This is a genomic window from Rhodopseudomonas telluris (genome assembly GCF_042432815.1).
Lineage (GTDB): Bacteria > Pseudomonadota > Alphaproteobacteria > Rhizobiales > Xanthobacteraceae > Rhodopseudomonas > Rhodopseudomonas telluris.
In genome coordinates, this window is sequence record NZ_JBHLWM010000001.1 from 1,109,894 (window position 1) to 1,136,799 (window position 26,906).

General features: G+C 64.1%; 23 protein-coding genes and 1 tRNA gene. 15 read left to right on the plus strand and 9 right to left on the minus strand.

What is annotated here, in order from left to right; translation table 11 throughout:
- Positions 1–177 precede the first annotated feature (177 nt).
- Positions 178–1,722, plus strand: a complete 1,545-nt coding sequence (locus ACFFJ6_RS05060; protein WP_378384997.1) for an acetolactate synthase large subunit — start codon at positions 178–180, stop codon at positions 1,720–1,722.
- Between the two features lie 106 nt (positions 1,723–1,828).
- Complete coding sequence (locus tag ACFFJ6_RS05065; protein WP_378385000.1) at positions 1,829–2,260, plus strand: DUF5413 family protein; 432 nt, start codon at positions 1,829–1,831, stop codon at positions 2,258–2,260.
- Between the two features lie 176 nt (positions 2,261–2,436).
- On the opposite strand, the gene ACFFJ6_RS05070 is transcribed toward ACFFJ6_RS05065, so the two are convergent.
- From ACFFJ6_RS05070 to ACFFJ6_RS05090, 5 genes are all read right to left on the minus strand, one after another.
- Positions 2,437–2,754 carry a hypothetical protein gene (locus ACFFJ6_RS05070; RefSeq protein ID WP_378385002.1) on the minus strand — a complete coding sequence of 106 codons (318 nt, stop codon included), beginning with the start codon at positions 2,752–2,754 and terminating at the stop codon, positions 2,437–2,439.
- A gap of 460 nt (positions 2,755–3,214) precedes the next feature.
- Complete coding sequence (locus ACFFJ6_RS05075) at positions 3,215–6,343, minus strand: 5'-methylthioadenosine/S-adenosylhomocysteine nucleosidase family protein (RefSeq protein ID WP_378385005.1); 3,129 nt, start codon at positions 6,341–6,343, stop codon at positions 3,215–3,217.
- A gap of 200 nt (positions 6,344–6,543) precedes the next feature.
- A tRNA-Val gene (locus ACFFJ6_RS05080) sits at positions 6,544–6,618 on the minus strand.
- Positions 6,619–6,785: 167 nt separating this feature from the next.
- Positions 6,786–8,036: a coiled-coil domain-containing protein gene (locus ACFFJ6_RS05085; protein WP_378385007.1), complete on the minus strand. Its 1,251-nt coding sequence runs from the start codon at positions 8,034–8,036 to the stop codon at positions 6,786–6,788.
- A 251-nt stretch (positions 8,037–8,287) separates the two neighbouring features.
- Positions 8,288–8,881, minus strand: a complete 594-nt coding sequence (locus ACFFJ6_RS05090; protein ID WP_378385010.1) for a DUF1134 domain-containing protein — start codon at positions 8,879–8,881, stop codon at positions 8,288–8,290.
- A gap of 111 nt (positions 8,882–8,992) precedes the next feature.
- On the opposite strand from ACFFJ6_RS05090, the gene ACFFJ6_RS05095 reads away from it, so the two are divergent.
- On the plus strand, positions 8,993–9,496 hold the full coding sequence (locus ACFFJ6_RS05095; protein ID WP_378385012.1) for a YHS domain-containing (seleno)protein: 504 nt from the start codon (positions 8,993–8,995) through the stop codon (positions 9,494–9,496).
- Positions 9,497–9,514: 18 nt separating this feature from the next.
- On the opposite strand, the gene ACFFJ6_RS05100 is transcribed toward ACFFJ6_RS05095, so the two are convergent.
- A complete protein-coding gene (locus tag ACFFJ6_RS05100; RefSeq protein WP_378385014.1) occupies positions 9,515–10,351 on the minus strand; it encodes a 3'(2'),5'-bisphosphate nucleotidase CysQ family protein in 837 nt (278 codons plus the stop codon).
- A gap of 146 nt (positions 10,352–10,497) precedes the next feature.
- On the opposite strand from ACFFJ6_RS05100, the gene chpT reads away from it, so the two are divergent.
- The 6 genes from chpT to ACFFJ6_RS05130 all read left to right on the plus strand — a co-directional run bounded on the left by chpT (position 10,498) and on the right by ACFFJ6_RS05130 (position 17,210).
- Positions 10,498–11,151, plus strand: coding sequence for a histidine phosphotransferase ChpT (gene chpT / locus ACFFJ6_RS05105; protein ID WP_378385017.1), 654 nt, complete (start codon positions 10,498–10,500; stop codon positions 11,149–11,151).
- Between the two features lie 196 nt (positions 11,152–11,347).
- The gene (locus tag ACFFJ6_RS05110; protein WP_378385019.1) at positions 11,348–14,155 is read left to right on the plus strand and encodes a hybrid sensor histidine kinase/response regulator; all 2,808 of its coding nucleotides are present in this window, start codon (positions 11,348–11,350) and stop codon (positions 14,153–14,155) included.
- 26 nt (positions 14,156–14,181) lie between these two features.
- Positions 14,182–14,652, plus strand: coding sequence for a chemotaxis protein CheW (locus tag ACFFJ6_RS05115; RefSeq protein ID WP_197279631.1), 471 nt, complete (start codon positions 14,182–14,184; stop codon positions 14,650–14,652).
- A 62-nt stretch (positions 14,653–14,714) separates the two neighbouring features.
- Positions 14,715–15,080, plus strand: coding sequence for a response regulator (locus tag ACFFJ6_RS05120; protein WP_378385022.1), 366 nt, complete (start codon positions 14,715–14,717; stop codon positions 15,078–15,080).
- A gap of 82 nt (positions 15,081–15,162) precedes the next feature.
- Positions 15,163–16,338 (plus strand): protein-glutamate methylesterase/protein-glutamine glutaminase, encoded by a 1,176-nt coding sequence (locus ACFFJ6_RS05125; protein WP_378385025.1) that lies wholly within the window; start codon positions 15,163–15,165, stop codon positions 16,336–16,338.
- Positions 16,335–17,210: a CheR family methyltransferase gene (locus ACFFJ6_RS05130; RefSeq protein WP_378385027.1), complete on the plus strand. Its 876-nt coding sequence runs from the start codon at positions 16,335–16,337 to the stop codon at positions 17,208–17,210. The genes ACFFJ6_RS05125 and ACFFJ6_RS05130 overlap by 4 nt, the downstream gene beginning before the upstream one ends.
- A gap of 262 nt (positions 17,211–17,472) precedes the next feature.
- Here the strand turns inward: ACFFJ6_RS05130 and ctrA are convergent, their stop codons facing one another.
- The gene (gene ctrA / locus ACFFJ6_RS05135) at positions 17,473–18,174 is read right to left on the minus strand and encodes a response regulator transcription factor CtrA (protein ID WP_011442789.1); all 702 of its coding nucleotides are present in this window, start codon (positions 18,172–18,174) and stop codon (positions 17,473–17,475) included.
- 369 nt (positions 18,175–18,543) lie between these two features.
- Between ctrA and fliI the strand changes: the two genes are divergently transcribed.
- The 4 genes from fliI to ACFFJ6_RS05155 all read left to right on the plus strand — a co-directional run bounded on the left by fliI (position 18,544) and on the right by ACFFJ6_RS05155 (position 22,017).
- Positions 18,544–19,869 carry a flagellar protein export ATPase FliI gene (gene fliI / locus ACFFJ6_RS05140; RefSeq protein WP_378385030.1) on the plus strand — a complete coding sequence of 442 codons (1,326 nt, stop codon included), beginning with the start codon at positions 18,544–18,546 and terminating at the stop codon, positions 19,867–19,869.
- A 108-nt stretch (positions 19,870–19,977) separates the two neighbouring features.
- Positions 19,978–20,397: a flagellar export protein FliJ gene (fliJ, locus tag ACFFJ6_RS05145; protein ID WP_378385032.1), complete on the plus strand. Its 420-nt coding sequence runs from the start codon at positions 19,978–19,980 to the stop codon at positions 20,395–20,397.
- Between the two features lie 178 nt (positions 20,398–20,575).
- Positions 20,576–21,124 (plus strand): sigma-70 family RNA polymerase sigma factor, encoded by a 549-nt coding sequence (locus ACFFJ6_RS05150; RefSeq protein WP_378385034.1) that lies wholly within the window; start codon positions 20,576–20,578, stop codon positions 21,122–21,124.
- On the plus strand, positions 21,124–22,017 hold the full coding sequence (locus ACFFJ6_RS05155; protein ID WP_378385036.1) for an anti-sigma factor: 894 nt from the start codon (positions 21,124–21,126) through the stop codon (positions 22,015–22,017). The genes ACFFJ6_RS05150 and ACFFJ6_RS05155 overlap by 1 nt, the downstream gene beginning before the upstream one ends.
- 236 nt (positions 22,018–22,253) lie before the next feature.
- Here ACFFJ6_RS05155 and ACFFJ6_RS05160 read toward each other — a convergent pair whose 3' ends face one another.
- A complete protein-coding gene (locus ACFFJ6_RS05160) occupies positions 22,254–22,454 on the minus strand; it encodes a hypothetical protein (protein WP_378385038.1) in 201 nt (66 codons plus the stop codon).
- A 331-nt stretch (positions 22,455–22,785) separates the two neighbouring features.
- On the minus strand, positions 22,786–24,915 hold the full coding sequence (gene flhA / locus ACFFJ6_RS05165) for a flagellar biosynthesis protein FlhA (RefSeq protein ID WP_378385040.1): 2,130 nt from the start codon (positions 24,913–24,915) through the stop codon (positions 22,786–22,788).
- Between the two features lie 259 nt (positions 24,916–25,174).
- Between flhA and ACFFJ6_RS05170 the strand changes: the two genes are divergently transcribed.
- On the plus strand, positions 25,175–26,425 hold the full coding sequence (locus ACFFJ6_RS05170; protein ID WP_378385042.1) for an MFS transporter: 1,251 nt from the start codon (positions 25,175–25,177) through the stop codon (positions 26,423–26,425).
- A gap of 44 nt (positions 26,426–26,469) precedes the next feature.
- Positions 26,470–26,883: an ester cyclase gene (locus ACFFJ6_RS05175; protein WP_378385044.1), complete on the plus strand. Its 414-nt coding sequence runs from the start codon at positions 26,470–26,472 to the stop codon at positions 26,881–26,883.
- Positions 26,884–26,906 lie beyond the last annotated feature (23 nt).

Consider the following 26,906-nt stretch of genomic DNA (forward strand, 5'->3'; position numbering starts at 1 on the left):
CAATCGTCAGAATCCAACCCAAGACAGGCCACAATCATGGCGATTGCGCAAGTCATCGCGATGACGCCGAAGCAGTGCCGTGCGCGGCAGGAAGCGCTGCTCCGCGCGCCCGCCCCTTTGACGAACGCGTTCAACAATGATTGATCGTCGTGTCACGATACAACAGGGAGCGAAACGATGAACGGTGCCGAAAGCCTGGTGAGGACCCTCGTTCAGGGCGGCGTTGACGTCTGCTTCACCAATCCCGGCACCTCGGAAATGCACTTCGTCGCTGCGCTGGATCGTGTCGAGGGAATGCGCTGCGTGCTCGGCCTGTTCGAGGGCGTCGTCACCGGCGCCGCGGATGGTTACTATCGGATGAAGCGGACGCCGGCCTCGACCTTGCTGCATCTCGGCCCGGGTCTCGCCAACGGCATCGCCAATCTGCACAACGCCAAGAAGGCGGCCTCCGGCATTGTCAACATCGTCGGCCAGCACGCCACCTACCACATCGATTACAACGCGCCGCTGACCTCGGACATCGAGGGCCTGGCGCGGCCGATGTCGGCCTGGGTCCGCACCTCGCCGGACGCCAAGTCGGTGGCGCGCGATGGCGCCGCCGCGATCGCCGCCGCCAAGGGGATGCCGCCGCAGATCGCCACGCTGATCCTGCCGGCCGACACCGCCTGGAACGAGGCCGACGGCATCGCCGAAGTGCCGGCCGAGCAACAGCGCCCGAGCTACTCGCCGCACGCCGTCGAGGCCGCGGCGCGGGCGCTGCGGTCCGGCGAGCCGACGCTGCTGCTGCTGTCCGGCAACGCGCTCACCGAGCACGGTCTGGCGCTGGCGCAGCGGATCGCCGGCAAGTCCGGCTGCAAGGTGATGGCGCAGACCTACAACGCCCGGATGGCGCGCGGGCAGGGGCGCTACTGGGTCGAGCGCGTGCCCTATGTGGTCGAGGCGGCGCTGCCGATCCTGAAGCCGTTCCGCCACATCGTGCTGGTCGAGGCGATGGACCCGGTGGCGTTCTTCGCCTACCCGGACAAGCCCAGCCTGCTGAAGCCGGAAGGCTGCGACGCGCATCGCCTGACCGACGTTGGCGAGAACTCCGAAGCCGCGCTCGAGGCGCTGGCCGGCGCGCTCGGCGCCAAGGCTCAGGACGCCCAGCCGCAGAAGCTGGTCGACATCGCCAAGCCGAGCGGGGCGCTGACGCTCGACACCATCGCGCAGGCGATCGCGGTGGCGATCCCGGAGAATGCGATCGTGATCGACGAGTCCATCACCACCGGCCGCGGCTTCTTCCCGCCGACCGCCGCGGCGGCGCCGCACGACTGGCTGCAGAATCTCGGCGGCTCGATCGGCTTCTCGCCGCCGGTCGCGGTCGGCGCCGCGGTGGCGTGCCCGGACCGCAAGGTGATCTGCATGGTGGGTGACGGCAGCGCGATGTACACGCTGCAGGCGCTGTGGACCCAGGCGCGCGAGAATCTCGACGTCACCACCGTTGTGTTCGCCAACCGCAAGTACCAGATCCTCAGGGGCGAGTTCGACGGCGTCGGTGCCGGCGAGCCCGGCAAGCGGGCGCAGGACATGCTGACGCTCGATCGGCCGGACCTCGACTGGGTGTCGCTGGCCAAGGGCATGGGCGTGCCGGCGCGCGCGGTGACCACGGCGGACGAACTCAACGCCGCACTCGAGGCGGGCGTCCGCGGCAGCGGGCCCAGCCTGGTCGAAGTGCGGATGTAACCATCGCGGCAATTTGCCGGGCCAGCCCGCGCCCGGCAGTTGTCGGCGGCGGGCCGGAGGGCGTAGCCTGTCGGCCCGGCGCGGGATCGCCGGTTGTGGAGCAGGCATGAAGCGATATCTGATCTTCGGTGCGATCGGGCCGTTCGTGGGCGGGCTGCTGCTGCTGTTCGCGACGTCCTATCTGTCCGGCTACTGGATGCACACCGATCTGATGGAGGTGCAGAAGTTCTTCGTCGTGATGTTCAAGTCGCTGCAATACAGCTATCTGTTCGGCCTGCTGCCGGCGCTGATGATGGCGGCGATCGACGAGATTATCTGCCACATCCGCGTCATCAAGCAGCCGCTGCGCATAGTGATCGTCGGTGTCATCGGCTTCGTCGCCACCGCCTTCTTGTATTCCAATCGCGGCGCCGATGCCGGCCTGGTGCAGCTTGTGCTGTATGGAATAGTCGGGCTGGTGCCGGCGGTGCTGTCGTCCTGGCTGGCGAGCAAATTCTGCAAGCCGGTTGGTCCGCAGGCCGAGCAGGCGACGGCCTGAGCCGTCGCGTCGCGATAGCGCCAGGACGGGTGTGCGGATGCCGATCCGCAGGATGGGGTGAGCGCAAGCGCCCCATCGCCACGCCGGCTTTTCAACGCACCTGATCAATCACCCGCAGCGGCGAGTGCTCGTGGGGGGCGTTCCGCTCAACCGCTATGCGGCGCTACTCGGGCTTGTCAGCCGCGCGCGGGGGCCGCGCCCCAGTCGCTCAGGCTCTCGATCGCGTCGTCCTGCAGCGCGGCTTCGATGCGGCTCTTGAGGTCGGCATGGCGCGCGCTGGCCGCTTCGAACTCGGCCGCTGTCATCGCGCCGCGATGGGCGCGCAGGCGCGGATCGAGCCGCAGGAATTCCTCGGTCTCCGCCGGCGACAACCCGGCGATCGCGGTTACGCCCCGCGTGTCCCGGATCAGCGCCCGCATCTGCTCCAGCCATTGTCGCAGCGCCGGCTCCTGTTCGAGCAAGGCGTTGATCGTCTGTTCGAGCGTATGAGCCATTGTCCGTCGCCTCCCGCCGATGCTCTGTGGGCCATCTGATCCTCCGCTAAACGAAGGCCGGGGGCGGTCGCATTGTGCCGGATCAATTGGTGCGGTGCGGTGGTGTGCGACCGATGATCGCTTCGATGATGGCGAGGTTCGTCATCGGTTGCCGGTCAAACAACGCCTCGATGGCGAAGGCCTCGCTGCGCTGCGCGCCACCGGGTCCGAGCCGGCAAATTGGAAGTGCGCGTAGCAACTCGGAAATGGTGGGCGCACAAGGGATCGAACCTTGGACCTCTCCCGTGTGAAGGAAGATTGCCCCGCCAGAAAAATTGTTTTATAATCAATGGGTTAAAAAAATTTTGCGACAATTTGCACGCATTTTGCACACTCAAGTTCTCTTTTCTTAAGCACTTAAAATTGTTGATGTTTTTGTTAGGGCTCTCCCTTGGAAAGGTAGGGTCTTAATCGCGGATTTCTATGAGGATTTGCGTTCTTCATCCTCGTGCGAACCTTTGGCCTCACGGTTAATGAGACGCTTTAGCCCAGCTTGGTCGTATTGAAGCCCGGAAGTTTTCAGACATTCCTGCGCCGCGTTCAGCAACATCAAACGCTTCTCTTTCTCCCAGTGGTTCCAATAGACACGAGTGATTAGATGAGAAGCCAAAACCATTCGCAGGAAGCTCGCCTTGGGAAGGGATTTCAGCGAAGCTTTCAGCCCCTTTGTCCCAGTCCCAGCGTCCAAATCCGAAAGCCAAATACAGCGGAGCAGATCTTCCAACGGATCTTCGCAGTCCGTGTTGGCTAGGCTATGCGCGAGAATTGCGTCTCGACCATCTTCACAGAGGCATTGAACGACAACGCGTAGTGGCTGAGAAAGCATCGCGTACTCTAGGAGATCGACCATCATCTCCACGGTTCGCTTTGCTTCAACAAGGTCGACGTCCGCCTCCGACTTCGCAATATCTCGTATCACCTCTTCGTCAGAAAGCATCTGATTCTTGATTTCTTTGAAATCAACAGTTGCAAGTGCATTCGTCCAATCATCAATTATTAGTCGTGAAAGCTTGATGACCTTGCTCATCAGAGAGCGCTTCACGTCGGCTTCTAGACGTTCGGCGCCAGTCCCCAGCAAGGAAACAGCCACATACCAAACTTCAAAATCGTCCTCTTCTGCCGAATCGCCTTCGTTGCTCTCTCTTTCGTCAACGGGGCGCTCTGACTGTCGAGATGCCTCGCTTCTCACCCTGTCAGCAACGTCAAGCAAGCGCTGCTTCTCGCGTGACGCGTCGTGATCCTCGGTCACTTCGGCAATCGCTTTCTGCAATCGATTCTGGATGCCTTGCATGCGCTCGCCCTTCGATAGCAGCGCTGGCCTAATTCGATCGGAGCTTAGTGACGAAGGTGATGTGGCTCTCTGCTCGGCATTGCTAATCGCCCCGTCTAGTCTTGTTTGTAGTTCTTCGATAAAATTCTTTGACAGCCCGAGTTCGGCAAACAACGCAAATGTTGGAAGGTCAAACGCCCGTGTCCCAAATTGGAAGTACCGCTGCGCCTCCTCGGGGTCGTCATGGAGACTTTTCGCCAAGAGGTATGATTCCATAAAAGGTAGCGTGAATTGAACGTTACCGTTTTCGATAAATAGAATTCCCTTTTGCATAAATGCACTGGAGAAGCGCACGGCAGAAATCTTGTAATCGAACCTCTCGGCGAATTCTTCAGTGAATTTAATTAGCTCTGCCTCCGAAAATGATCTTTTCTTTACGTTTATTTCGCGGGCTAGCAATGTCAAAAAATTCTCTCTAGTGGTTCGGCTTAGTGCGATAGGTTCGTTGTCATCCGCGACAACGTAGCTCAGGTATCCGACAACGGCTATTTCGATCAATTCGGCCCGTCTGTTTGCTCGAAGTAGTCCGGCTAAAGCAGCTTGAGGTATGCCCGCGAAGTAGCTTGGATGAGCAGACAAGCGAAAATGGGAGAACGTTTCCCGAAGGCGAATTGCGATGACTTCGGACTCCGCAACAGACATCTCGAAATTCTTTTGGATGAAATGCGAGGTCTCGAGGAATGATACATCATCCAAGGTGGCCATCCGCGCGCCACTTTTGGTGCAGAATTCGCTTTCCGCGATGATGCTGGCCCGATTTCTGGAAAAAATAACGAACTTTGCGTCGGCGAGCTTGCTGACTTCCGCGTGTAAGAACAGAGCTTGTGATCGTGACTGGAAGTTAAATTCGTCGATAATAAAAATGAGTTTGACTTGATTGTTAGTTTTGAACGCGATTGTATCTTGAGCAAGCGCCTCGATGCCATAATCTGGTTTGTGAAGATTGGACGCCTCGATTACTGTCGGTAACATCTGCCTGTTCGAGACTTGCGAGTTAATCAGATCGCGTGCGACTACCCAGGCAAGGCTCCGATCGGGATACTGTGGTGGAACCTCGACAACGATAATATCGGTCTGCGTAAGCGCATCTCGTATCTCGATGGGGTCTCCTGTGGTGGGGCGGACAGCTCCTTCCAAGTCGTCGCTTCGGAGGCGGATGCGTGGGACTGGAATGCGGTATCCGTCGAGTGAAAACCCGGGCGCAAGTTCCCGCAGTCGAGAATTAAAATGATCTGATCGCGCGATTAGTGCTGAGGCGGTTGGATCGGTAGTCCCGTTATTTGGCGATTGATGTTGGTGGGTTTTGCCTTGCAATCGATCTTGGAGATATCGAACAAGTAATGGATTTCGCGTTTGCTGGGCCAAGTACGATGCTGCATTTGAGGCGGCGACGAATCTTGCCTTGTTGTTGGTTTCGGTTTCGAATTGATTCTTGTCGACTCCGAAGCCGGCGTAGTCGGAAATTCCTCGGATCGTGAGGGCTGGTATCCCGAGGCGCTTCACCACAGAGAACATTCCGCCCGATTCTGTTTCCACCGCTAAGATCTTGCGGTCGAGTTTCTTGATGCTCCTGTTGTAATCAGGACTAGCAGCGACAGCGGCGCAAGCTATAAGGCCGCTCTTTACAGATGGAGCTCCGAGTTTCTCCTTGCGTCCGTCTTTTCCCGTGAATTCTTGGGGCATGATGCTCTCGCCAGAGAGCATGCGGTCGTTCACCCAGCGGTCGAAGACTTCCTTTCGCTCCGGGACCAGTTTGTCGAGATCGAGTGCGACGGATATTTCAGTGGGGGTTTCGTAGTGTGTAGGCGAGAAGGAGATTTCTTGTTGCGATTTATCAGCTTTGTTCGAACGGCTAGCTGGCTTTCGGGCCTTAACTGCAACGTCCGAAACTTTTGAATTATCGAGAAGGTCTGCGATTGCGCCGGTTCGACACACATCGCCGATATTGAGATCAGATGATAGCCCGCCCGCAATTCCCAGACAGACGAGGAGGCCAACGTCAAACTCATCGAGAATATCGAGGGCAGCATTGACATTTTCAGTCCTGCCCATTGCATTTTGTTTCACGAATAAAATATCTAGCGGGCTTCCATCAGATGCCATTTGGAATCGGATTCGGCTGCCGGTGCTAAGGTTCGCGACGTATCTAAAATGGCTGAGGGCGGTCTCAAATTCTTCATCAAGGGGGATGATTGCCGCCAAATCGAAGTAACGCTTCATCGAAGACTTCCCTTCCTGAACCCCGCCGCTCGCCGCGCAGAATCGGCGAGGGGAAATGAATCAGGAATATCGAAGTCAGCGCGAAAATGACAGGGAAGCAACTTCTGATTGACGGTGGCCCGGCTCGTTGACTCGAAATTTCAAACGCGAAGAAAAACGGAACTCTTGTAACAACTCTTGACACAGGATCTAGTCAAGAATGGTGGGCGCACAAGGGATCGAACCTTGGACCTCTCCCGTGTGAAGGGAACGCTCTCCCGCTGAGCTATGCGCCCGGGACCGGTGGGGACGGGGCCGCGTGGCGGCTGGTCCCGGTGACCGTAGAGGCGCGATTTACGGAGTGAGGGGCTCGGGTGTCAAGCGGCAAGCCGGAAATTTGCCGCTTCGTTCACCCATTTGCGGCTCGGGCCAAACCATCCTGCGCGCGGCCGGCTTGAGCTGCTCAGCCGATCTGCCGCGCCCGCGACGCATGCGATTGCAGGGCGCGGATGCGTTCGGCGAGCGTGCCGCCCACGACCGGCGCCGCCGCTGCCTCGGTGCCGTTGGCGCGGGTCGTTGCCTTTGCTGCGGGCGCCGGCGCCGCGCTGCCCTGGCCGGCGAGGATCGCCTCGATCGGCGAATCCGGCCCCTCGAGCGTCATCGCCAGCTTGGCGACTTCGGCGGCGATGTCGTTGATGCGTTCGCGCAGCAGGGCGTTCTCCATCCGCTCGGTCGCCCAGTTGTTCTCGGCCTGCTGCTGGATCGCCGCCAGTTCGCGTTGCGCGGCGGCGCGCTCTTCGCGGGACTGGCGGAGCTGGTCTTCGAGCGCGGCCTTTTCGGCCTGCAGCCGGGCGACATCCGCGTTGCCGCCGACCTTTTCTTTCGGAGACGCCTTGCCACCGCGGAGCCGCTGCAATTCCTGCTCGGCAGCCGTCGCGGCGGCGCGCAGGCCGGCATTCTCGGCTTCCAGCGCCGCGACCCGGCTGCCGAGCTGCTCGGCTTCCTTGACCTGCGCGACGAGTTGGCGGTCGAGATCGGCGACGCGGCTGCCGAGTTGCTCGGCGCGGCTGCGGGCCTCGCTCAGCTCGCGGCTGGTGCTGACGGTTTCGCCGCGCTGGGCTTCGAGCCGGGTCTGGGTCGCGGTGAATTCGCGCTCGGCTTCGCCGACGCGGGCGCGCAGCTCTTCGATTTGGGCCCGCACCGCGACCAGTTCGACCTGGCGGGTATCGGCCTGCAATGAGCGGTCGGCGAGTTCGGCATTGATGCGGGCGAGCTCCGCCTGGCGCTCGGCGAGCGCGGCCTCGGCGGCGCGCAGCTCCTGAGTCTTGGTGGCGAAGTCCTGCTCGGTGGTGCGAAGTTGCTCGTTGAGCGCCTTCTCGCGCGCCTCCAGCGTGATGATGGCTTCGTTCTTCTCGGCGAGCTCAACCTTGAGACGGTTGACCGCGTCGGTCTTGCGGCCGATTTCGGCGAGCTGGCTGGTAGTCTTGTTGCGGAGTTGCTCGACGCTCATCTCCAGCCGCCGCGCCGACATCGCGAATTCGGCGCGGAGCTGGTCCTTGTCGGCCTGGATCTCGGCCATCGACAGCGGCGTGGCCGCCTCCAGCCGCTTGGTGGTCAGCCGCACCGCGCGATTATGCACCAGCGGCGCGATCATCAGCGCGAGCAGCATCGCGGCCAGAAAGCCGATCGCCAGATACATGATCTGCTCGACCATGACGTTCTCCTACCCGAGATCCCGAAAGCGGAACGCTGTGTGGACCGGCCAGGGAGGCGGCTTGCGCCTGCGCGACGTCAGATGGCGAAACCGATGGGCGGTGAGCCGTGGCGGACGAGGCGCCGGGCAAACGTCGCCGTCCGGCCGGAGATTCCGGCCGGACAATGCCACGGAGCGCAGCCGTTGCGCCAGTGCGTTGCGGCGTTAACGTGAATGCCGGGACGGGATGGCGCCGGTCGCGGCGCGCCCGGTCAGAACGGATTCCAGGTCGCCGTCGGGGTGAACTTCAGATAGCCGATATTGGCGCCGAGCCGCAGCCCGATGCCGGACTGGATCGGCACCAGCACGATGCCGTTGGCGGTCAGCGCCGTCATGCCGAAGCCGCCGACCACATAGGCCGAGCCGTCGATGCCGCCGAAGCGCTGGTAGATCGCGTTGGTGGAGGGCAGGTTGTAGACCAGCGTCATGGTGCGGGCGCCGTTGCCGCCCCAGTCGAAGCCGACCGACGGGCCCTGCCAGTACACCCGCAGGTCGCCGGCGTTCTTGGTGTAGAGTGTGCCTTCGCCATAGCGCAGGCCGGCCACGAACGCGCCCGAGCCTTCCTCACCCAGCACATAGCCGTTGGGCAGGCCCCATTGGCTCACAGCGCGCTCGATCACCGAGGCGAGGCCGCGCGACACATTGCCGAAGAAGCGATGGCCGGCGCTGGTCAATTCTTCGGGCCCGTAGGTATTCGGGCCCGCCTGCGCCCTGGGGGGCAATGGCTGCTGCTGCGCCGCAGCCGGCGCGATCAGGGCCGCGGACGCAAGCAGCGCCAGCGCAGCACGACGTGAAACGATGGTCATCAACCTCACCCCTGGGTCTTCGATACCCGGCAACCACTTTAACCGGACGCTGATGGCCGCCGGCTAGTGTGGCGCATCGGCCCCACGATTCGATCCTTATCGAGATCAACTATGACGGCAGAACGGCAGGAAGGGAACGCGATGCGCCTCGGATTTGCCACGATCTGGCTCGCCGCGCTGCTGCTCGCGTCCGCTCCGTGGCCGCGGCTGCAGGCGGCGACGACCGAGCGGGTGGTGGTGGATCGCTACACGGGGCTTGCGATCGACGGCTTCGATCCGGTCGCCTATTTCACCGACCGCGAGGCCCGGATGGGAGTTGCGGATTACGAGGCGTCCGCGAGCGGCGCGATCTGGCGGTTCTGCAACGCGGCCAACATGGCGGCGTTCGTCGCCAATCCGGACATCTACAGCCCGCAATTCGGCGGCTATGACCCGGTCGGGATCGCGCGCGGCGTGCCGCTGCAGGGCAATCCGCTGGTGTGGCTGGTCAGCGGCCAGCGGCTGTTTCTGTTCGACCGCGAAGAGAGCCGGGACGCCTTTTCGGCCGATCCGGAGCGCTACCTGAAGCAGGCGCGGCAGCAGTGGCCCGCCGTGCAGGCGACGCTGGCCCAATAACGGATTGCGCGGGCCAGATCAGGTCGCCGCGCTCGGGTCGCCCCACGCGATGAAGTTCGGCACGATGAAGTTCGGCCGCGGTACGTCGAACCGCAGCGGCTCGCCGTGGCGATCCGTCAGTTTCCCGCCGGCGGCGATCACCACCGCGGCTCCGGCCGCAATGTCCCATTCGCAGGTTGGCGACATCCGCGGATAGATGTCCGCCGCGCCCTCGGCAATCCGGCCGAATTTGAGCGCCGAGCCCATTTGCGACCTTACGGCGCCGGGACGGGCCGCGATGAAGGCGAGGGTGTCGTCGTCGAGATGCGACCGGCTGATCGCGACCGTCCAGGGCTGCCCCTGCGGCGGCAGTGGTCGGGTCCGGATCGTGGTCGTGGTGTAGCTGGCGCCGTCCGGTGCAATCGTCAGCCGCTCCGCGCCGTGCCCGACGAGACCACGCCAGATCACCCCGAGCGCCGGCGCGCCGACGATGCCCAGCAGCGGCTCGCCGTCGCTGACCAAGGCCAGGTTGACGGTGAATTCGTCACGGCCGGCAACGTATTCCTTGGTGCCGTCGAGCGGGTCGATCACGAAGAAGCTGCGCGCCTGCGGCCGGCCGAGCCCGCAGCGCTCCTCGGACAGCGTCGGCAGTTGCGGAGCGATCTGGGCCAGCCCTTCGGCGATGACCCGGTCGGCGGCGAGGTCGGCGGCCGTCACCGGGGAGCCGTCGGATTTGTGGTCGACCTGTCCGGATCGGTCGATCGCCAGGATCGCCGCGCCGGCGCGCAGCACCAGTTCGGTCAGCGGCTCGATCCAGGCGACGGCGTCGTCACACGATATCGATGGCTCCCGTTCCGCCGCACGCCCCGTCGCCATCGTCTGATCTCCCAGTCCGGCCGGTTTCGCAACGGCCCTGATGTTGGCAGCGCAAGCGGCCGCAGTGTATCAAGCCATGCACCATGGCTGATTCGTTTTGAACGAGCCCGTTTGAACGACCGGTGCGGCTTCCCAGGAGCAGACAGATGTCCGACAGTCCCACTCCCGTCCAGGCTCCCGCTCCGGATGCGCTCGAACTGGCGGCGCTGCTCTGTTCGCGGGTTTGCCACGATCTCATCAGCCCGGTCGGCGCGATCGTCAATGGCCTCGAAGTGCTGGATGACAGCAACAAGCAGGAAGACCGCGACTTCGCCCTCGACCTGATCCGCAAGAGCGCCAAGACGGCGTCGGCCCGGCTGCAGTTCTGCCGGCTGGCGTTCGGCGCGGCCGGCTCCGCCGGCGCCCAGATCGATCTGGGCGACGCCCAGAACATGGCGCGCGGTCATCTCGAGGACGAGAAGACCAAGATCTCCTGGAATTTGCCGCGCCTGCTGCTCGCCAAGAATCGCGTCAAGCTGCTGCTCAACATGCTGATCATCGCGCAGCAGACGATTCCGCGCGGCGGCACGCTGACGATCGATCCGGTCGGCGAGGGCGACAATTTGTCGTTCCGCGTGATCGCCGCCGGTCTCAACGTGCGAACCCCGCAGGCCATCGTCGATATGCTCAGCGGCAAGCATTCGGGCCCGATCGAGTCCCACGGCGTGCAGCCCTACTACACGCGACTTTTGGCGGAAGCATGCGGCCTGACCGTGTCGCTGGCCCCCGAAGGCGATACCTTGGTGGTAAGCGCCGTCTAGTCCCGCGCTAAGCGCCGGATCGACATGGTAAAGGCCCGGTTACGGGTCTTCCCTGGTATTAGTACGTGTTCGACTCGGATTCATTCGGAACGGTCGAAGCCGAATACGCAACCAATATTAAACGCTTTCCGCAGACAGTGGCCGCATCACTCGGTCACGGCTGTTGCCGTGCGCCCGCGTAAAGAGGCCAGCGCACATGGACGATCTTCTCCGTGAGTTCTTGACGGAAACCTTCGAGAGCCTGGACACAGTTGATAACCAACTGGTCCGCTTCGAACAGGAGCCGAACAACGCGAAGATTCTCGATAATATCTTCCGGCTTGTTCACACCATCAAGGGCACTTGCGGTTTCCTCGGGCTGCCGCGACTGGAAGCGCTGGCGCATGCGGCCGAGACGCTGATGGGCAAATTCCGCGACGGCATGCCGGTCACCGGCGAGGCCGTGACGCTGATCCTGACCACGATCGACCGCATCAAGGACATTCTCGGCGGCCTGGAAGCCACCGAAGCCGAGCCCGAGGGCGAGGACGGCGACCTGATCGGCGAACTCGAACGCCTGTCGATGCGCACGCCGGAAGAACTCGCCGCCGAACTCGGCGAAGCGCCGCCGCTCGCCGGGGCGGCCGAAGCCGACGTCGTCGAAACGATCGCCGAAGCCGAAGCGGTGGAGCCCCCGAAGGCGGAGGGCACCTTGGTGCCGCAGACGCTGGAGCGACCGCTGCGTCCGGGCGAAGTCTCGCTCGACGAGCTGGAGCGCGCCTTCCGCGAGACCGCGATCGAGATCGAAGCGCCCCCGCTGGCGCCCGCTGCCCAGCAGGACGCCCCGGCGCCCGCCGCGGCTGCTCCGGTCGCCGAGGCCGCCAAGCCCGCGGCGAAGCCTGCCGCCAAGGCGGCCAAGAAGGCCAACGACCAGGAGGCCCCGGCCGAAGGCGATCGCATCGCCAACCAGTCGATCCGCGTCAACGTCGATACGCTCGAACACCTGATGACGATGGTGTCGGAGCTGGTGCTGACCCGCAATCAGCTGCTTGAGATCAGCCGCCGCCACGAGGACACCGAGTTCAAGGTGCCGCTGCAGCGGCTCTCGACCGTCACCGCCGAGCTGCAAGACGGCGTGATGAAGACCCGCATGCAGCCGATCGGCAACGCCTGGCAGAAGCTGCCGCGGATCGTGCGCGATCTCGCTTCCGAACTCGGCAAGCACATCGAACTCGAGATGCACGGCGCCGACACCGAGCTCGACCGCCAGGTGCTCGACCTGATCAAGGACCCGCTCACCCACATGGTGCGCAACTCCGCCGACCACGGGCTCGAAAAGCCCGAGGAGCGGGTGCGTAACGGCAAGCCCGAGCAGGGCACCATCCGCCTGTCCGCCTATCACGAAGGCGGCCACATCGTGATCTGCATCGCCGACAACGGCCGCGGTCTCGATACCGAGCGGATCAAGGCCAAGGCGATCGCCAACGGTCTCGTCACCGAGGCCGACGTCGAGAAGATGACCGAGGCGCAGATCCACAAGTTCATCTTCGCGCCGGGCTTCTCGACCGCTGCCGAAGTCACCAGCGTGTCCGGCCGCGGCGTCGGCATGGACGTGGTGCGCACCAATATCGATCAGATCGGCGGCACGATCGAAATCAAGTCGGTGGCCGGCGAGGGCTCCAGCGTGACCATCAAGATCCCGCTGACGCTGGCGATCGTCTCGGCGCTGATCGTCGAGGCCGGCGGCGACCGCTTCGCGATCCCGCAGCTCGCGGTCGTCGAGCTGGTGCGCGCCCGTGCAAACTCCGAGCACCGCATCGAGCGTATCAAGGACACTCCGGTGCTGCGGCTGCGCGACAAGCTGCTGCCGTTGATGCACCTGAAGAAGCTGCTGCACATCGATGACGGCACCGGCTCGACCGAGCCGGAGAACGGCTTCATCGTGGTCACGCAGGTCGGCAGCCAGACCTTCGGCATCGTCGTCGACGCGGTGTTCCACACCGAGGAAATCGTCGTCAAACCGATGTCCACCAAGCTGCGTCACATCGGCATGTTCTCCGGCAACACCATCCTGGGTGACGGCGCGGTGATCATGATCGTCGACCCGAACGGGATCGCGCAGGCTCTCGGCACCTCGGTGTCGGCACAGCACGATCTGTCCGAGCAGAGCGCCGCGACGCGCGCCGCGTCGACCGAACAGCTTACCTCGCTGCTCGTCTTCCGCTCCGGCTCGCCGCAGCCGAAGGCGGTGCCGCTGTCGCTGGTCACCCGCCTCGAAGAGATTGCCGCCGACAAGGTGGAGATGTCGAACGGCCGCTATATGGTGCAGTACCGCGACCAGCTGATGCCGCTGGTGCTGATGGAAGGCGTGACGGTCGCCACCACCGGCGTCCAGCCGATCCTGGTGTTCGCCGACGAAGACCGCAGCATGGGCCTCGTCGTCGACGAGATCGTCGACATCGTCGAGGAGCATCTGCAGATCCAGGTCGGCTCCAGCCGCGAGGGCATTCTCGGCTCGGCCGTGATCAAGGGACTCGCGACCGAAGTCATCGACGTCGCGCACTTCCTGCCGATGGCGTTCTCCGATTGGCTCGCCCGCAAGGAAATGAAGCAATCGATCAGCACCCGTTCGGTGCTGCTGGTCGACGACTCCGCCTTCTTCCGCAACATGCTCGGCCCGGTGCTGAAGGCCGCGGGCTACAAGGTGCGGGTCGCGACGTCGGCGGTCGAAGGATTGTCGGTACTGCGCACCGGCGCTCAGTTCGATGTCATCCTGACCGACATCGAGATGCCGGAGATGAACGGCTTCGAATTCGCCGAGGCGATCCGCGCCGATGCCAAGCTGGGCGCGACCCCGGTGATCGCATTGTCCTCGCTGGTGTCGCCGGCGGCGATCGAGCGCGGACGCCAGGCCGGACTCTCCGACTACGTGGCCAAGTTCGACCGCCCGGGCCTGATCGCAGCGCTCAAGGAGCAGACCATCGGCCATGAACGGGCCGAGCTGCAGCAGCAGCAGGCGGCATGACGAAGGACCAGGAAGGACACCACACGATGAGCCGGCAAGTCGACGCCATCAGCGGTAACACCACTCAATACGCCACGGCGATGATCGGCGGGCAGCTGTTCGGGTTGCCGATCTCGCGGGTGCAGGACGTGTTCATGCCCGAGCGGCTGACGCGGGTGCCGTTGGCGCCCGACGACGTCGCCGGCGTGCTCAATCTGCGCGGCCGCATCGTCACTGCGATCGACATGCGCGCCCGGCTCGGCCTGCCGAAGAACGACAGCGGCAAGCCGCCGATGGCGATGGGCGTCGATCTGCGCGGCGAATCCTACGGCTTGCTGATCGACACGATCGGCGAGGTGCTGACGCTTCCGGACGAGGGACGCGAGGTCAACCCGGTCAATCTCGACCCGCGGATGGCTTCCTTCGCCAACGGCGTGCATCGTCTGGACGGCCAGCTGATGGTCGTGCTCGACGTCGACAAGGTTCTCGAAATCGCAAACGCGCGGATGGCCGCGTAATCGGAACGTACCGGCGACAACAATCGTCCGTTCGTTCGGGCGCTGACTGACAGAGGCAGACAATGAAGACATGTTTGGTGGTCGACGACTCGAGCGTGATCCGAAAGGTCGCACGGCGTATCCTCGAAGGACTCGAGTTCGAGATCGTCGAGGCCGAGGACGGCGAGAAAGCCCTCGAGGCCTGCAAGAACGGGCTGCCCGATGCGGTGCTGCTCGATTGGAACATGCCGGTCATGGACGGCTACGAATTCCTGCGCAATCTGCGCCGGATGCCGGGCGGTGACGCCCCTAAGGTGGTGTTCTGCACCACCGAGAACGACGTCGCCCACATTGCGCGCGCACTTCATGCCGGCGCCAACGAGTACATCATGAAGCCGTTCGACAAGGACATCGTGACGGCGAAGTTTCAGGAAGTCGGCCTGATCTGAGCTGAGCTGGTCTGATCTGCCGAAAGGCGGTCGACGCCGCGTCATCCGACGCGGTGGGGGAGTTGCGTTGCGTCGGTGAGTGATGAGTGTAGCATTGGCAGGTAGTCCCGCCGCAAGTTCGACGCAGTACGAGCCCCTGCGCGTGATGATCGTCGACGATTCCGTCGTGATCCGCGGGCTGATTTCGCGCTGGGTCGAAGCCGAGCCGGACATGACGGTCGCGGCCTCGCTGCGGACCGGGCTCGATGCGGTCAATCAGATCGACCGAATCCGGCCGGACGTCGCCGTGCTCGATATCGAGATGCCCGAACTCGACGGCATCTCGGCGCTGCCGAAGCTGCTCGCCAAGAAGCGCGACCTGATCATCATCATGGCGTCGACGCTGACCCGCCGCAACGCGGAGATCAGCTTCAAGGCGCTGTCGCTCGGCGCCGCCGACTACATTCCGAAGCCCGAGACCACGCGGGAACCGCACGCCGCCGAGATCTTCAAGCACGACCTGCTGCAGAAGATCCGCCATCTCGGCAGCAAGGTGCGCCGCCGCGCCACCGGCGTTGCTCCGGTTGCGGCTGCGGCGCCCGCCGTGCTGCGTGAGCCTGCCGCGCCCCTCGCGCCGGCTGCTCCGACCGTGGCCAGCCAGGCGGCGCTGGTGAAGCGCGCATTCGGCGCGACCGCGCCGCGCGTATTGCTGATCGGCTCGTCGACCGGCGGACCGCAGGCGCTGATGACGCTGGTCGCCGATATCGGCCCGTTGATCGACCGTTATCCGGTGCTGATCACGCAGCACATGCCGCCAACCTTCACGACGATTCTGGCCGAGCACCTGATGCGCGCCTCGCGCCATCCGGCGCACGAAGGCGTCGATGGCGAAGCGATCAAGCCCGGCCGCATCTATCTGGCGCCAGGCGGCCGCCACATGCGCGTCGCCAAGCAGGGCGGTAATCCGGTGATCGCGCTCGACGACGGGCCGCCGGTGAACTTCTGCAAGCCTGCGGTCGATCCGCTGTTCACCTCGGCGATCGATGTCTGGCAGAGCGGGATTCTCGCGGTGGTGCTGACCGGCATGGGCTCGGACGGCATGCGCGGCGGCAAGGAGATCGTCGCGGCCGGCGGCAGCGTGATCGCCCAGGACGAAGCGAGCAGCGTGGTCTGGGGGATGCCCGGTGCCGCCGCCAATGCCGGCATCTGCGCTGCGGTGCTGCCGCTCAATCAGATTGGTCCGAAGCTGGTTCGGTTGTTTTCAGGAGATCGTTCGTGACGCCTGTCGATTTCGACTATCTGCGCAAGGCGCTCAAGGAACGTTCAGGCCTCGATCTGTCCACCGACAAGCAATATCTCGTCGAGAGCCGGCTGCTGCCGCTGGCGCGCCGGCTCGGTCTCGACGGCATCGGCGATCTCGTTCAGAAGATGAAGAATGGCGCCGACAAGGTCACCGCCGACGTGGTCGAAGCGATGACCACCAACGAGACCTTCTTCTTCCGCGACAAGCTGCCGTTCGATCATCTGCGCGAGGAGATCCTGCCGGCCTTGCTGCAGGCCCGCGCCGGCAAGCGCAGCCTGCGGATCTGGTGTGCGGCGTCGTCGACCGGGCAGGAGCCGTACTCGATCGCGATGTGCCTCAAGGAGCTCGGCCCGGCGGTCGCCGGCTGGCGGTTCGAGATCATCGCCACAGACCTGTCGCAGGCGGTGTTGGAGAAATCCAGGTCCGGGCTGTTCAGCCAGTTCGAAGTGCAGCGCGGTCTGCCGATCCAGCTGCTGGTGAAGTACTTCAAGCAGATCGGCGACCTCTGGGAAATCAGCCCCGAATTGCGCTCGATGATCCAGCACCGCCAGTTCAACCTGCTGCAGGATTATTCGCAGCTCGGCATGTTCGACGTCATCTTCTGCCGCAACGTGCTGATCTATTTCGATCAGGCGACCAAGGTGTCGATCTTCGAGCGGCTGGCCAAGCGGCTCGAGCCCGACGGCTACCTCGCCCTCGGCGCCGCGGAGACCGTCGTCGGACTGACGGATACTTTCAAACCCCACGCGACGCGCCGCGGCATCTATCTGCCGAACTCGCTGACGAAGTCGCCGTCGATCGTCCCAGCGGCCAAGCCGCTGGGTCAGCTTGCCGGGCTTCGGGCCTGAGGCTGCACGCCGTCTTTGCTGCATAGGCTTGGGCATTCCAATACGCTGAGGCGGCGGGTCGAACTCTCTCTCCTTCATTCCGGGTTCGCGCGCTCACGCGCGCGTCCCGGCATGACGGCGTACGCTGGAACGCGGGCCTTGTTTGTTCCGCCCGCCCGCTCTGCCGATGCCACCCCACAAACAAAAGCCCCGCCATTTGCGGCGGGGCTGAAGTCTCTCGGGTGAGCGCCGGACGGGCGCTCGGTAGAAGGCTGTGCGGCCCTCAGGCCGGAATGCGGACGTCGTCTTCGGTCGGTTCGCGCAGCACGTAGCCGCGGCCCCAGACGGTTTCGATGAAGTTGCGGCCGTCGGAAGCGTTGGCGAGCTTCTTGCGCAGCTTGCAGATGAAGACGTCGATGATCTTCAGTTCCGGTTCGTCCATCCCGCCGTAGAGATGGTTCAGGAACATTTCCTTGGTCAGCGTGGTGCCCTTGCGCAGCGAGAGCAGCTCCAGCATCTGATATTCCTTGCCGGTTAGATGCACGCGCTGGCCGCCGACTTCGACGGTCTTGGTGTCGAGATTGACGACGAGGTCGCCGGTCTGGATCACCGACTGGGCATGGCCCTTGGACCGGCGGACGATGGCGTGGATGCGCGCGACCAGCTCGTCCTTGTGGAACGGCTTGGTCATGTAGTCGTCGGCGCCGACGCCGAGACCCTTCACCTTGTCCTCGATGCCGGCGAGACCGGACAGGATCAGGATCGGGGTTTTGATCTTGGAGACGCGCAGCTGCTTGAGAACGTCGTAACCGGACATGTCCGGCAGGTTCAGATCAAGCAGGATGATGTCGTAGTCGTACAACTTGCCGAGGTCGACGCCTTCTTCACCGAGATCCGTCGTATAGACATTGAAACTCTCGGATTTGAGCATCAATTCGATCGACTGCGCAGTCGCGCTGTCGTCTTCAATCAGCAATACGCGCATGCCAGTCCCCTTATAGCGCCGCTCCGGGCGTCAGGCGTCCGCACTACCTGCGGCACTGGAAACGCCTCTGAACAACTGATTCGGATCCTGACGAGGTATGGTTAACAAATCCTGATTCTGGTCCGCAAGCTCTGTTCGTGCAATTTTTGCAGAATCGACGTAAGATGTTGCGCAGAAGCAGCTTTTTGTTACCCGGCCTCTTCAAGTTTCACATTAAGAGTCAGTTTCAACCGACTCCCGCGACTCGCACCTTCGTTCTGATGGGCAAGCGCGTTCAGCCACCAAAGACAGTGACGCAATGATTAACGATGCGGGTAAACACGAAGTTAAGGTGACAGCGCCGCCCCCGACAAACTTAAGGGTTTCGCAATGAAGGCCCTGGCGGAACAGATCGGCGATATCGACGGCGTCAACATTTATGGCCGTGTTGTGGGCGTTCGCGGCCTCATGGTCGAGATCGCGGGGCCGATCCACGCGATGTCCGTAGGTGCCCGTATCGTTGTGGAAACCGGGGGAAGTCGCACCATTCCGTGCGAGGTGATCGGCTTCACCGGGAACAACGCGATGGTGATGCCCTTCGCCGGGCTCGAAGGCGTGCGCCGCGGCTGCCGCGCGGTGATCGCGAACTCGGCCGCACAGGTTCGCCCTTGTCAGGCCTGGCTCGGACGCGTCGTTAACGCTTTGGGCGAACCGATCGACGGCAAGGGGCCGCTGCCGCAGGGGCCGTCGCCGATGCCGTTTCGCAACTCGCCACCGCCGGCGCATTCGCGCAAGCGGGTCGGCGCGCCGCTCGATCTCGGCGTGCGCGCGCTCAATACCTTTCTCACCTGCTGCCGCGGTCAGCGCATGGGCATCTTCGCCGGTTCCGGCGTCGGCAAGTCGGTGCTGTTGTCGATGCTGGCGCGGAACGTCGACGCCGCCGTCTCGGTGATCGGGCTGATCGGCGAACGCGGCCGCGAGGTCCAGGAGTTCCTGCAGGACGATCTCGGCGAGGAGGGCCTCTCTCGCTCGGTGGTGGTGATCGCAACCTCGGACGAGCCGGCGCTGATGCGCCGCCAGGCGGCCTATCTGACGCTGTCGATCGCCGAATATTTTCGCGACGAAGGCAAGGACGTGTTGTGTCTGATGGACTCGGTGACTCGCTTCGCCATGGCGCAGCGGGAGATCGGGCTGTCCGCAGGCGAGCCGCCGACCGCCAAGGGCTACACCCCGACCGTGTTCACCGAACTGCCGAAGCTGCTCGAGCGCGCCGGTCCGGGAATGGGAGAGGGAACCATCAGCGGCATCTTTACGGTGCTGGTCGATGGCGACGATCATAACGAGCCGGTCGCCGACGCCGTCCGCGGCATTCTCGACGGCCACATCGTGATGCAGCGCTCGATTGCAGAACGCGGCCGTTACCCTGCGATCAACGTGCTCAAATCGGTGTCGCGAACCATGCCGCGGTCCTGCGATCCCGCCTATCTGCCGGTGATCAAGCGAGCCCGGCAGATCATGGCAACGTATGCCGACATGGAGGAACTGATCCGGCTCGGTGCCTATCGGCCCGGCTCCAGCGCCGAAGTCGACGAGGCAGTACGGCTGCACGAGCCGCTCGAGGAGTTCCTGCGCCAGGGCAAGGACGAGGCGACCGACTTGTCCTCAGGTTATGCCCAACTCGACCAGATCCTGAAGTCCGTGGAAACGGAACGCTAACTTTGTCACGTCATCATGCTTGGCACGTCAATCGTTTTGCCGGTTGGCCCGTTGCGGCACGCCGGCGATGTCCCGCGTTGAATCGGGACTTCTGGGGAGTACGAGTCGATGAAGTCACGTGACACGCTGATCCGCTTGAAGAAGTTTCAGGTCGACGAACGGCGCAGGCGAGTGGCCCAGATCGAGGGAATGATCGCGGACTTCCAGCGTATGTCGGTGGATCTGGAGCGCGAAATCCAGACCGAACAGGAACGCGCCGGCATCAGCGACCCCACGCACTTCGCCTATCCCACCTACGCCAAGGCCGCGATCCAGCGGCGCGAGAATCTGACCCGTTCGGCCGACGAACTGCGGGCGCAGCTCGAGGACGCGCGCGCGCAACTCTCCGAAGCCTACGACGAGCTCAAGAAGGTCGAGCTGCTCGACGAGCGCGACCAGGCCCGCGAACGTGCCGAGGAGAATGCCCGTGAGCAGGCCGACCTGGACAGCATCGGCCTGATGCGGTCCCGAATGGGCGCCATCGCCTGATCGGACGCCGCTTCGCCATCGCAGAGCCCGGGCCCTCGCCCGGGCTTTTTGTTTGGAGTATCCACAATCGCCGCGGTGGCGCCGTGGCGGAATGCGCAGGCGCGGGATATGCTGGCAACTGGCCGAGGGGATCGGCCGAAGGCGACCGGAGCGGCGCGACCGCCGGGGTGGGGACTGAATGCTGACGTCGGCTGAGTTGGTCTGGCTGATCGCTGCTGTGGCCAAGGGGGACCAGGCGGCCTTCGAGCGGCTCTACAACGCCACGCGCGCGAAACTCTATGGCGTCGTTCTGCGTATCTTGCGCCGTCAGGATCTCGCGGAAGAAGTCGTCCAGGAAGCTTACGTCAAGATCTGGAACAGCGCAGGGACGTTCAATCCCGGCGTTGCTTCGCCGATTACCTGGATGGCGTCGATCGCGCGGAATCGGGCCATCGACGTCGCGCGCAAGCGCAGCGAAGTCTCGATCGAGGACGAGCCGTCCGCCCAGGAGGCCGCCGCCGATTCGCCGGACCCGCTCGCCCGCCGCGAGATGACAGAGGAATTGAAGCGACTGCTCGAATGCGTCGGCCGGCTGGAGCCGGACCGTCAGAAGCTCGTGCTGCTCGCTTACTACAACGGTTGGAGCCGCGAACAGCTCGCGGCGAAGTTCGACGCACCGGTGAACACGGTCAAGACCTGGCTTCGCCGTAGCATGCTCGATATTCGGGAGTGTCTGGGACTCATCTGATGGCCATGAGCGAAGACCATATCGCGCTCGCCGCGGAATATGCGCTCGGCACACTCGATGCCGACGAGCGGGCGCAGGTCGAGGCCATGATGGCCGCCGACAAGGACTACGCGGCTGTCGTCGAGTCGTGGCAGATCAGGCTGAGCGCACTCAACCAGATGGTCGGCGGCGTCGAGCCGTCGCCGGAGGTGTGGGAGCGGATCAAGGCTGCGATCGGCGCAGCCGGCGATCAGCAGGCCTTCGCGTTGCCGCTTGCCGCTGCCGCTCCGGCCTCCGACACGGTGATCGTCCCGCCGCGCCCCGCCAACGACACCGGCCTCAGCCCGGAATCGATGCGCGTCGTGCGCTTCGCCAAGCAGACCTATGTGTGGAAGCGCGTCGCCGGCGCCACCGGTGCGATCGCGGCCGCGCTGCTACTAGTGCTCGGCGCGCAGCTTTATCAGCCGGATCTGTTGCCTAATGCGCTCCGGCCGCCGGTCCGAACCCAGATCGTCAAGGTCGAGACGCCGGCGCCGGCGATGCCGGCCCAGTACGTCGCGGTGCTGCAGCAGGGTGGCGACTCGCCGGCGTTCATTCTCACCGTCGACCCGGCCAACAAGATGTTCATGGTCCGCCGCGTCGCTGCGACGCCGGAGCCCGGCAAGAGTTATGAGCTATGGCTGGTGTCGGACAAACTGCAGAAGCCGCGCTCGCTCGGCGTGATCGGCTCGCACGACTTCACCATCAACCCGTCGATGGCGTCCTATGACCCGGACATGGTCAACAAGGCGACTTACGCGGTGACCATTGAGCCCGAAGGCGGCTCGCCGACGGGCGTTGCCACCGGCCCGATTGTGTACTCCGGCAAGCTGGTCGAAACCATGCCGCCGATGCCGGTGCCGCCGAAGCCCTGATCGCGCAGAGACGCCAACATCCCGCTTGGATGTGGCTGCGTAGTTGGGCTGATAGAGCGCGATCGCGACGACGCAAAAAGAAAGCGCCCGTGGGGAGCGGGCGCTTTCTCTGGTGATCCACTTGGGGCGAGTGGATCACTGCATCACACGCGGTCGACCTGGGGGCTTAACAAGCGCCGCGTGAATGCAAACTCGAATTGAAGCTGATCAGTCTCCGCCAACCAGGTTGCCCGACCTCAGCGAATCGCCGTGTTGTTCGACGTCGAAAGCATCACAGGCTTGTCGGCTTTGATCACCCGCGCCGTCTGCGCATAACCATCATTGGCGCCAAGGCGTGCCGTGATACCAAGCCCGGCTACGGCGATCCCTGCGACCAGCGCAACTGCGACCACCTTCAGGTGGGTCGAACGATCGGCGCTATAGATCGAGTGGTTCATGGGAAGCCTCCTGGTGTCTTTCTCCACCTTCGAGAATTGGTAGTCGCTATCTCGAAGCAGGTTCAAACAACTCGCCGAACAAACGTAGTCCATCGCTTTCCCGTTCCCAATATCCGATCACAAGCCGGTGATAAGACTTGAAGCGCCGCGAGGGTGCAGCTGCGAAAAAATCGATAAGTTGTTGTTATTCAGTGACTTAAATGTCTTCGCGGGCGCGGCGGTACAGCGCCACCGTTTACCCTTGCTCAACGAATGAATGCTCGCCGGGCTTGTCTGTGACGAAAATATCGCACCGGGAGCGAGCGCCGGGGCGCCGATTTGGTGACGCGCATCAGACGCTGCCAACGGTTTTCAACCGCGCCCTCGGATGGATTTCGGCCTGCGACAGCACCGTGGTCTGGGCCCGGAACCGCTCGACCAGCGACCGGACGAATGGCCGGATCGCCGCTGAGGTCACCAGCACCGGGGCTTCGCCTTCGCGCGCGGCCTGCTCGAACTTGTCGCGGACCGCCGTCATGAATTCCGACAGCTTCGACGGCGCCATCGCCAGGCTGCGCTCGTCGCCCTGGCCGATGATCGATTCGGCGAAGGCTTGCTCCCACTTCGCCGATAGCGCGATCAGCGGCAGGTAGCCGTTGTAGGACGTATTCTGCGCGCAGATCTGCCGCGCCAGCCGGGCGCGGACGTGCTCGACGATGGTCGACGGATTGCGCGAGAAGGCGAGTGCATCGGCGATGCCTTCGAGGATGGTCGAGAGGTCGCGGATCGAGATCCGCTCCGCCAGCAGCAACTGCAGTACGCGCTGAATGCCCGACACGGTGATCTGGCCCGGCACGATGTCCTTGACGAGTTCGGACTGCTCCGGCGGCAGATCCTTCAGCAGCTTCTGCGTCTCGCCGTAGGACAGCAGGTCCGACATGTTGCCCTTGAGCAGTTCGGTCAGATGCGTCGACAGCACGGTGGCGGCATCGACCACCGTGTAGCCCTTGAGCGAAGCCTCTTCCTTGAACGCCGCGTCCACCCAGGTGGCGGGCAGGCCGAAGGTCGGCTCGGTGGTGTGGATGCCCGGCACCGTGACCTGTTCACCGCCCGGATCCATCACCATGAACTGGTTCGGCCAGATCCGGCCGGTGCCGGCATCGACTTCCTTGATCTTGATGACGTAGGTGTTGGCTTCGAGCTGGACGTTGTCGAGGATGCGCACCGCCGGCATCACGAAGCCCATCTCGATCGCCAGCGAGCGGCGCAGCGCCTTGATCTGCTCGGTGAGGCGGTCGGTGCCGTCCGGGCCATTGACCAGCGGCAGCAGCGCGTAGCCGAGCTCGATCTTCAGATCGTCGATCTTCAGCGCGGCGCTGATCGGCTCCTCGGCGGTCGCGGCGGCGGCGGCGGCCATTCCGGCCGGCGACTGCGCAGCCGCGACGTCGGCCGCTGCCTTGGTCTCCTTCTTGCGCCGGCTCGCCTTGACCGCCAGCCACCCCGCACCACCGCCGAGCGCCAGGAATGGCAGCGTCGGGATGCCGGGCAGCGCAGCCAGCACCAGCATGACGCCGGCCGCCATGCCGAGCGCTTGCGGATAGCCCGACAGCTGGCCCATCAGCGCCTTGTCGGCGGAGCCGGAGATGCCGGCCTTCGACACCAGGAGGCCGGCGGCGGTCGAGACGATCAGCGCCGGCACCTGGGTGACGAGGCCGTCGCCGACGGTCAGCAGCGTATAGGTGTGGCCGGCTTCGGCGAAGCTCAGCCCCTGCTGCGCGACACCGATGATGATGCCGCCGATCACGTTGATGAACACCACCAGCAGGCCGGCGATGGCGTCGCCGCGGACAAACTTCGAGGCACCGTCCATGGCGCCGAAGAAGCCGCTCTCGTCCTCGAGCTCCTTGCGGCGGGTCTTGGCGGTGGCTTCATCGATCAGGCCGGCCGACAGGTCGGCGTCGATCGCCATCTGCTTGCCGGGCATCGAGTCGAGCTGGAAGCGCGCCGCGACTTCGGCGATACGGCCCGAACCCTTGGTGATGACGACGAAGTTGACGATGATCAGGATCGTAAAGACGATGATCCCGATCACGAAATTGCCGCCCATCACGAAGTTGCCGAACGCCTCGATGACGTGGCCGGCGGCGGCGGTGCCCTCGTGGCCGTGCGACAGGATCAGCCGGGTCGAGGCCATGTTCAGCGACAGCCGCAGCATGGTCGAGATCAGCAGCACGGTCGGGAACGAGGAGAATTCCAGCGGCGCCTGAATGAACAGCGCGGTCATCAGGATCAGGATCGACAGCGTGATCGAGATCGCCAGGAACAGGTCGAGCACGATCGCCGGCAGCGGCAGGATCAGCACGACCAGGATGGTGAGCACGCCGAAGGCGAGCGCGAGATCGCCGCGCTTCAGCATCGCGACGATGTCTTTGAAGCTGGGAAGACCGCCGCCGGTGCCCTGGCCGACCGTGGTATCCGTCATGTCCGCCGCCTTTTCCCGCCCGTGTCGGTTGCGATGGCCGCGCGTCCGCCTTCCGAGAGGCGGGACGCCGGCTGCAACGTGAGGCACCGCACTGGCGTCCACGGGCTTCCCCGGTTCGCGGCCAACGACACTTCAGATCACTGGGCAAATTTTGCCGAGTTTATGGTTAGGAAAGAGTTAACGAGCCTTTAACCGCTGTGCTTGGCCGGACGCCGCGGGTGCCGCTTGACCGCCTGCGACCATGCGGCAAAGCTGTGGCGTGGAAACGCCTTCATCAACGACCGGCCAAAGGCCGGCATTCGTGCTCGACTCGCGTCAGGCCTGGATCAGGCTGGCGCTCGCGCTTGTCATTGGCTCGATCGGCAGCGTCGGGATGTGGTCGGTGGTCGTGGTGCTGCCGGTGGTGCAGGCCGAGTTCGGTGCCAGCCGCGGCGCGGCGTCGCTGGCCTTCACCATGGCGATGCTCGGCTTCGGGCTGGGCGGCGTCGCCACCGGCAAGCTGACCGACCGGTTCGGCATCGTCGCGGCGATCGGCAGCGGCGTGCTGCTGATCGGGGCCGGCTATGCGGGTGCGGGGCTGTCGGCCGCGCAATGGCAATTCAACCTGATGCATCTGGTAATCGGCGTCGGCGCCTCGGCGACGTTCGGGCCGCTGATGGCCGCGGTGTCGCACTGGTTCGAGCGCTATCGCGGCCTCGCGGTGACGATCTCCGCCTCGGGCAATTATCTGGGCGGCGCGCTGTGGCCGCCGCTGGTCAATTGGAGCACGCAGACTTACGGCTGGCGCGCCACGCATCTGGCGATCGGCGCGTTCTGCGTGGTGGCGATGACGCTGACGCTGCTTGTTCTGCGCGCCCGGATGCGCGCCGCCGTGCCGCACGTCGCCGCGGTCGCGCCGGCGCCGCGCATCGACCTGCAGCTCGGCACCAATACGCTGACCACGATCCTGAGCGTCGCCGCGATCGCCTGTTGCGTTGCGATGGCGATGCCACAGGTCCACATCGTCGCCTATTGCGGTGATCTCGGCTACGGCGTCGCGCGCGGCGCCGAGATGCTGTCGCTGATGCTGGCGTTCGGCATCGTCAGCCGGATCGGCTCCGGCTTTCTGGCCGACCGCATCGGCGGCATTCCGACGCTGCTGATCGGCGCGGTGGCGCAGGGCGCGGCGCTGCTGTTCTACCTGTTCTTCGACAGCCTGCCGTCGCTGTATCTGATCTCGGCGATGTTCGGCCTGTTCCAGGGCGGCATCGTGCCGGCCTATGCGATCATCGTTCGCGAGGCGATGCCGGCGCGCGAGGCTGCAACCCGCGTCGGCCTGGTCATCCTGGCCTCGGTGGTCGGCATGTCGCTCGGCGGCTGGATCTCCGGCGCAATCTTCGACGCCACCGGCTCCTACGCCGCCGCCTTCCTCAATGGCATCGCCTGGAACGCCGTCAACGTCACCATCGTCACCGCGCTGTGGCTGCGCTCGCGGCGGCGCCGGGGCGGGGCGAGCGTGGCGGTGGCGTAGCTGGCGGGCGCAAACGCCCAGAGCACTGTCCGCAGGGAGCATGGATGCGCGATCAGGATCTCGCCGGCTTTTATCGCGACTACATCGCCTGCCTCAATCGCCGCGACTGGCCGTCGCTCGGCGGCTTCGTGGCCGACGAGGTGCGCCACAACGGCAACGAGCTGGGGCTCGCCGGCTATCGCGCCATGCTGGAGCAGAACGTTCGCGATATCCCCGACCTGCGCTTCGCCCTCGAGCTGCTGGTCTGCGACGCCGAGCGCATCGCCAGCCGGCTGTGGTTCGATTGCACCCCGACCGGCCGCTTTCTCGGCCTCGCCATCGACGGACGCCGGGTCCGCTTCGCCGAGAACGTGTTTTACGAAATCCGGAACGGCAAGATCGCGGAGGTCTGGTCGGTCCTCGACAAGGCCGCGCTGGAAGCCCAGCTGGAGCCGAACGCCGGCCCCGCGCCGCGATGACTATGCCATTTTGCTAGGGTGGC

Excerpts from the sequence above, each read along its gene's own strand:
- ACFFJ6_RS05060 (WP_378384997.1), top strand. The coding sequence starts at position 178 with ATGAACGGTGCCGAAAGCCTGGTGAGGACCCTCGTTCAGGGCGGCGTT.
- ACFFJ6_RS05065 (WP_378385000.1), top strand. The coding sequence starts at position 1,829 with ATGAAGCGATATCTGATCTTCGGTGCGATCGGGCCGTTCGTGGGCGGG.
- ACFFJ6_RS05070 (WP_378385002.1), bottom strand. The coding sequence starts at position 2,754 with ATGGCTCATACGCTCGAACAGACGATCAACGCCTTGCTCGAACAGGAG.
- ACFFJ6_RS05075 (WP_378385005.1), bottom strand. The coding sequence starts at position 6,343 with ATGAAGCGTTACTTCGATTTGGCGGCAATCATCCCCCTTGATGAAGAA.
- ACFFJ6_RS05085 (WP_378385007.1), bottom strand. The coding sequence starts at position 8,036 with ATGGTCGAGCAGATCATGTATCTGGCGATCGGCTTTCTGGCCGCGATG.
- ACFFJ6_RS05090 (WP_378385010.1), bottom strand. The coding sequence starts at position 8,881 with ATGACCATCGTTTCACGTCGTGCTGCGCTGGCGCTGCTTGCGTCCGCG.
- ACFFJ6_RS05095 (WP_378385012.1), top strand. The coding sequence starts at position 8,993 with ATGACGGCAGAACGGCAGGAAGGGAACGCGATGCGCCTCGGATTTGCC.
- ACFFJ6_RS05100 (WP_378385014.1), bottom strand. The coding sequence starts at position 10,351 with ATGGCGACGGGGCGTGCGGCGGAACGGGAGCCATCGATATCGTGTGAC.
- chpT (WP_378385017.1), top strand. The coding sequence starts at position 10,498 with ATGTCCGACAGTCCCACTCCCGTCCAGGCTCCCGCTCCGGATGCGCTC.
- ACFFJ6_RS05110 (WP_378385019.1), top strand. The coding sequence starts at position 11,348 with ATGGACGATCTTCTCCGTGAGTTCTTGACGGAAACCTTCGAGAGCCTG.
- ACFFJ6_RS05115 (WP_197279631.1), top strand. The coding sequence starts at position 14,182 with ATGAGCCGGCAAGTCGACGCCATCAGCGGTAACACCACTCAATACGCC.
- ACFFJ6_RS05120 (WP_378385022.1), top strand. The coding sequence starts at position 14,715 with ATGAAGACATGTTTGGTGGTCGACGACTCGAGCGTGATCCGAAAGGTC.
- ACFFJ6_RS05125 (WP_378385025.1), top strand. The coding sequence starts at position 15,163 with ATGAGTGTAGCATTGGCAGGTAGTCCCGCCGCAAGTTCGACGCAGTAC.
- ctrA (WP_011442789.1), bottom strand. The coding sequence starts at position 18,174 with ATGCGCGTATTGCTGATTGAAGACGACAGCGCGACTGCGCAGTCGATC.
- fliI (WP_378385030.1), top strand. The coding sequence starts at position 18,544 with ATGAAGGCCCTGGCGGAACAGATCGGCGATATCGACGGCGTCAACATT.
- fliJ (WP_378385032.1), top strand. The coding sequence starts at position 19,978 with ATGAAGTCACGTGACACGCTGATCCGCTTGAAGAAGTTTCAGGTCGAC.
- ACFFJ6_RS05150 (WP_378385034.1), top strand. The coding sequence starts at position 20,576 with ATGCTGACGTCGGCTGAGTTGGTCTGGCTGATCGCTGCTGTGGCCAAG.
- ACFFJ6_RS05155 (WP_378385036.1), top strand. The coding sequence starts at position 21,124 with ATGGCCATGAGCGAAGACCATATCGCGCTCGCCGCGGAATATGCGCTC.
- ACFFJ6_RS05160 (WP_378385038.1), bottom strand. The coding sequence starts at position 22,454 with ATGAACCACTCGATCTATAGCGCCGATCGTTCGACCCACCTGAAGGTG.
- flhA (WP_378385040.1), bottom strand. The coding sequence starts at position 24,915 with ATGACGGATACCACGGTCGGCCAGGGCACCGGCGGCGGTCTTCCCAGC.
- ACFFJ6_RS05175 (WP_378385044.1), top strand. The coding sequence starts at position 26,470 with ATGCGCGATCAGGATCTCGCCGGCTTTTATCGCGACTACATCGCCTGC.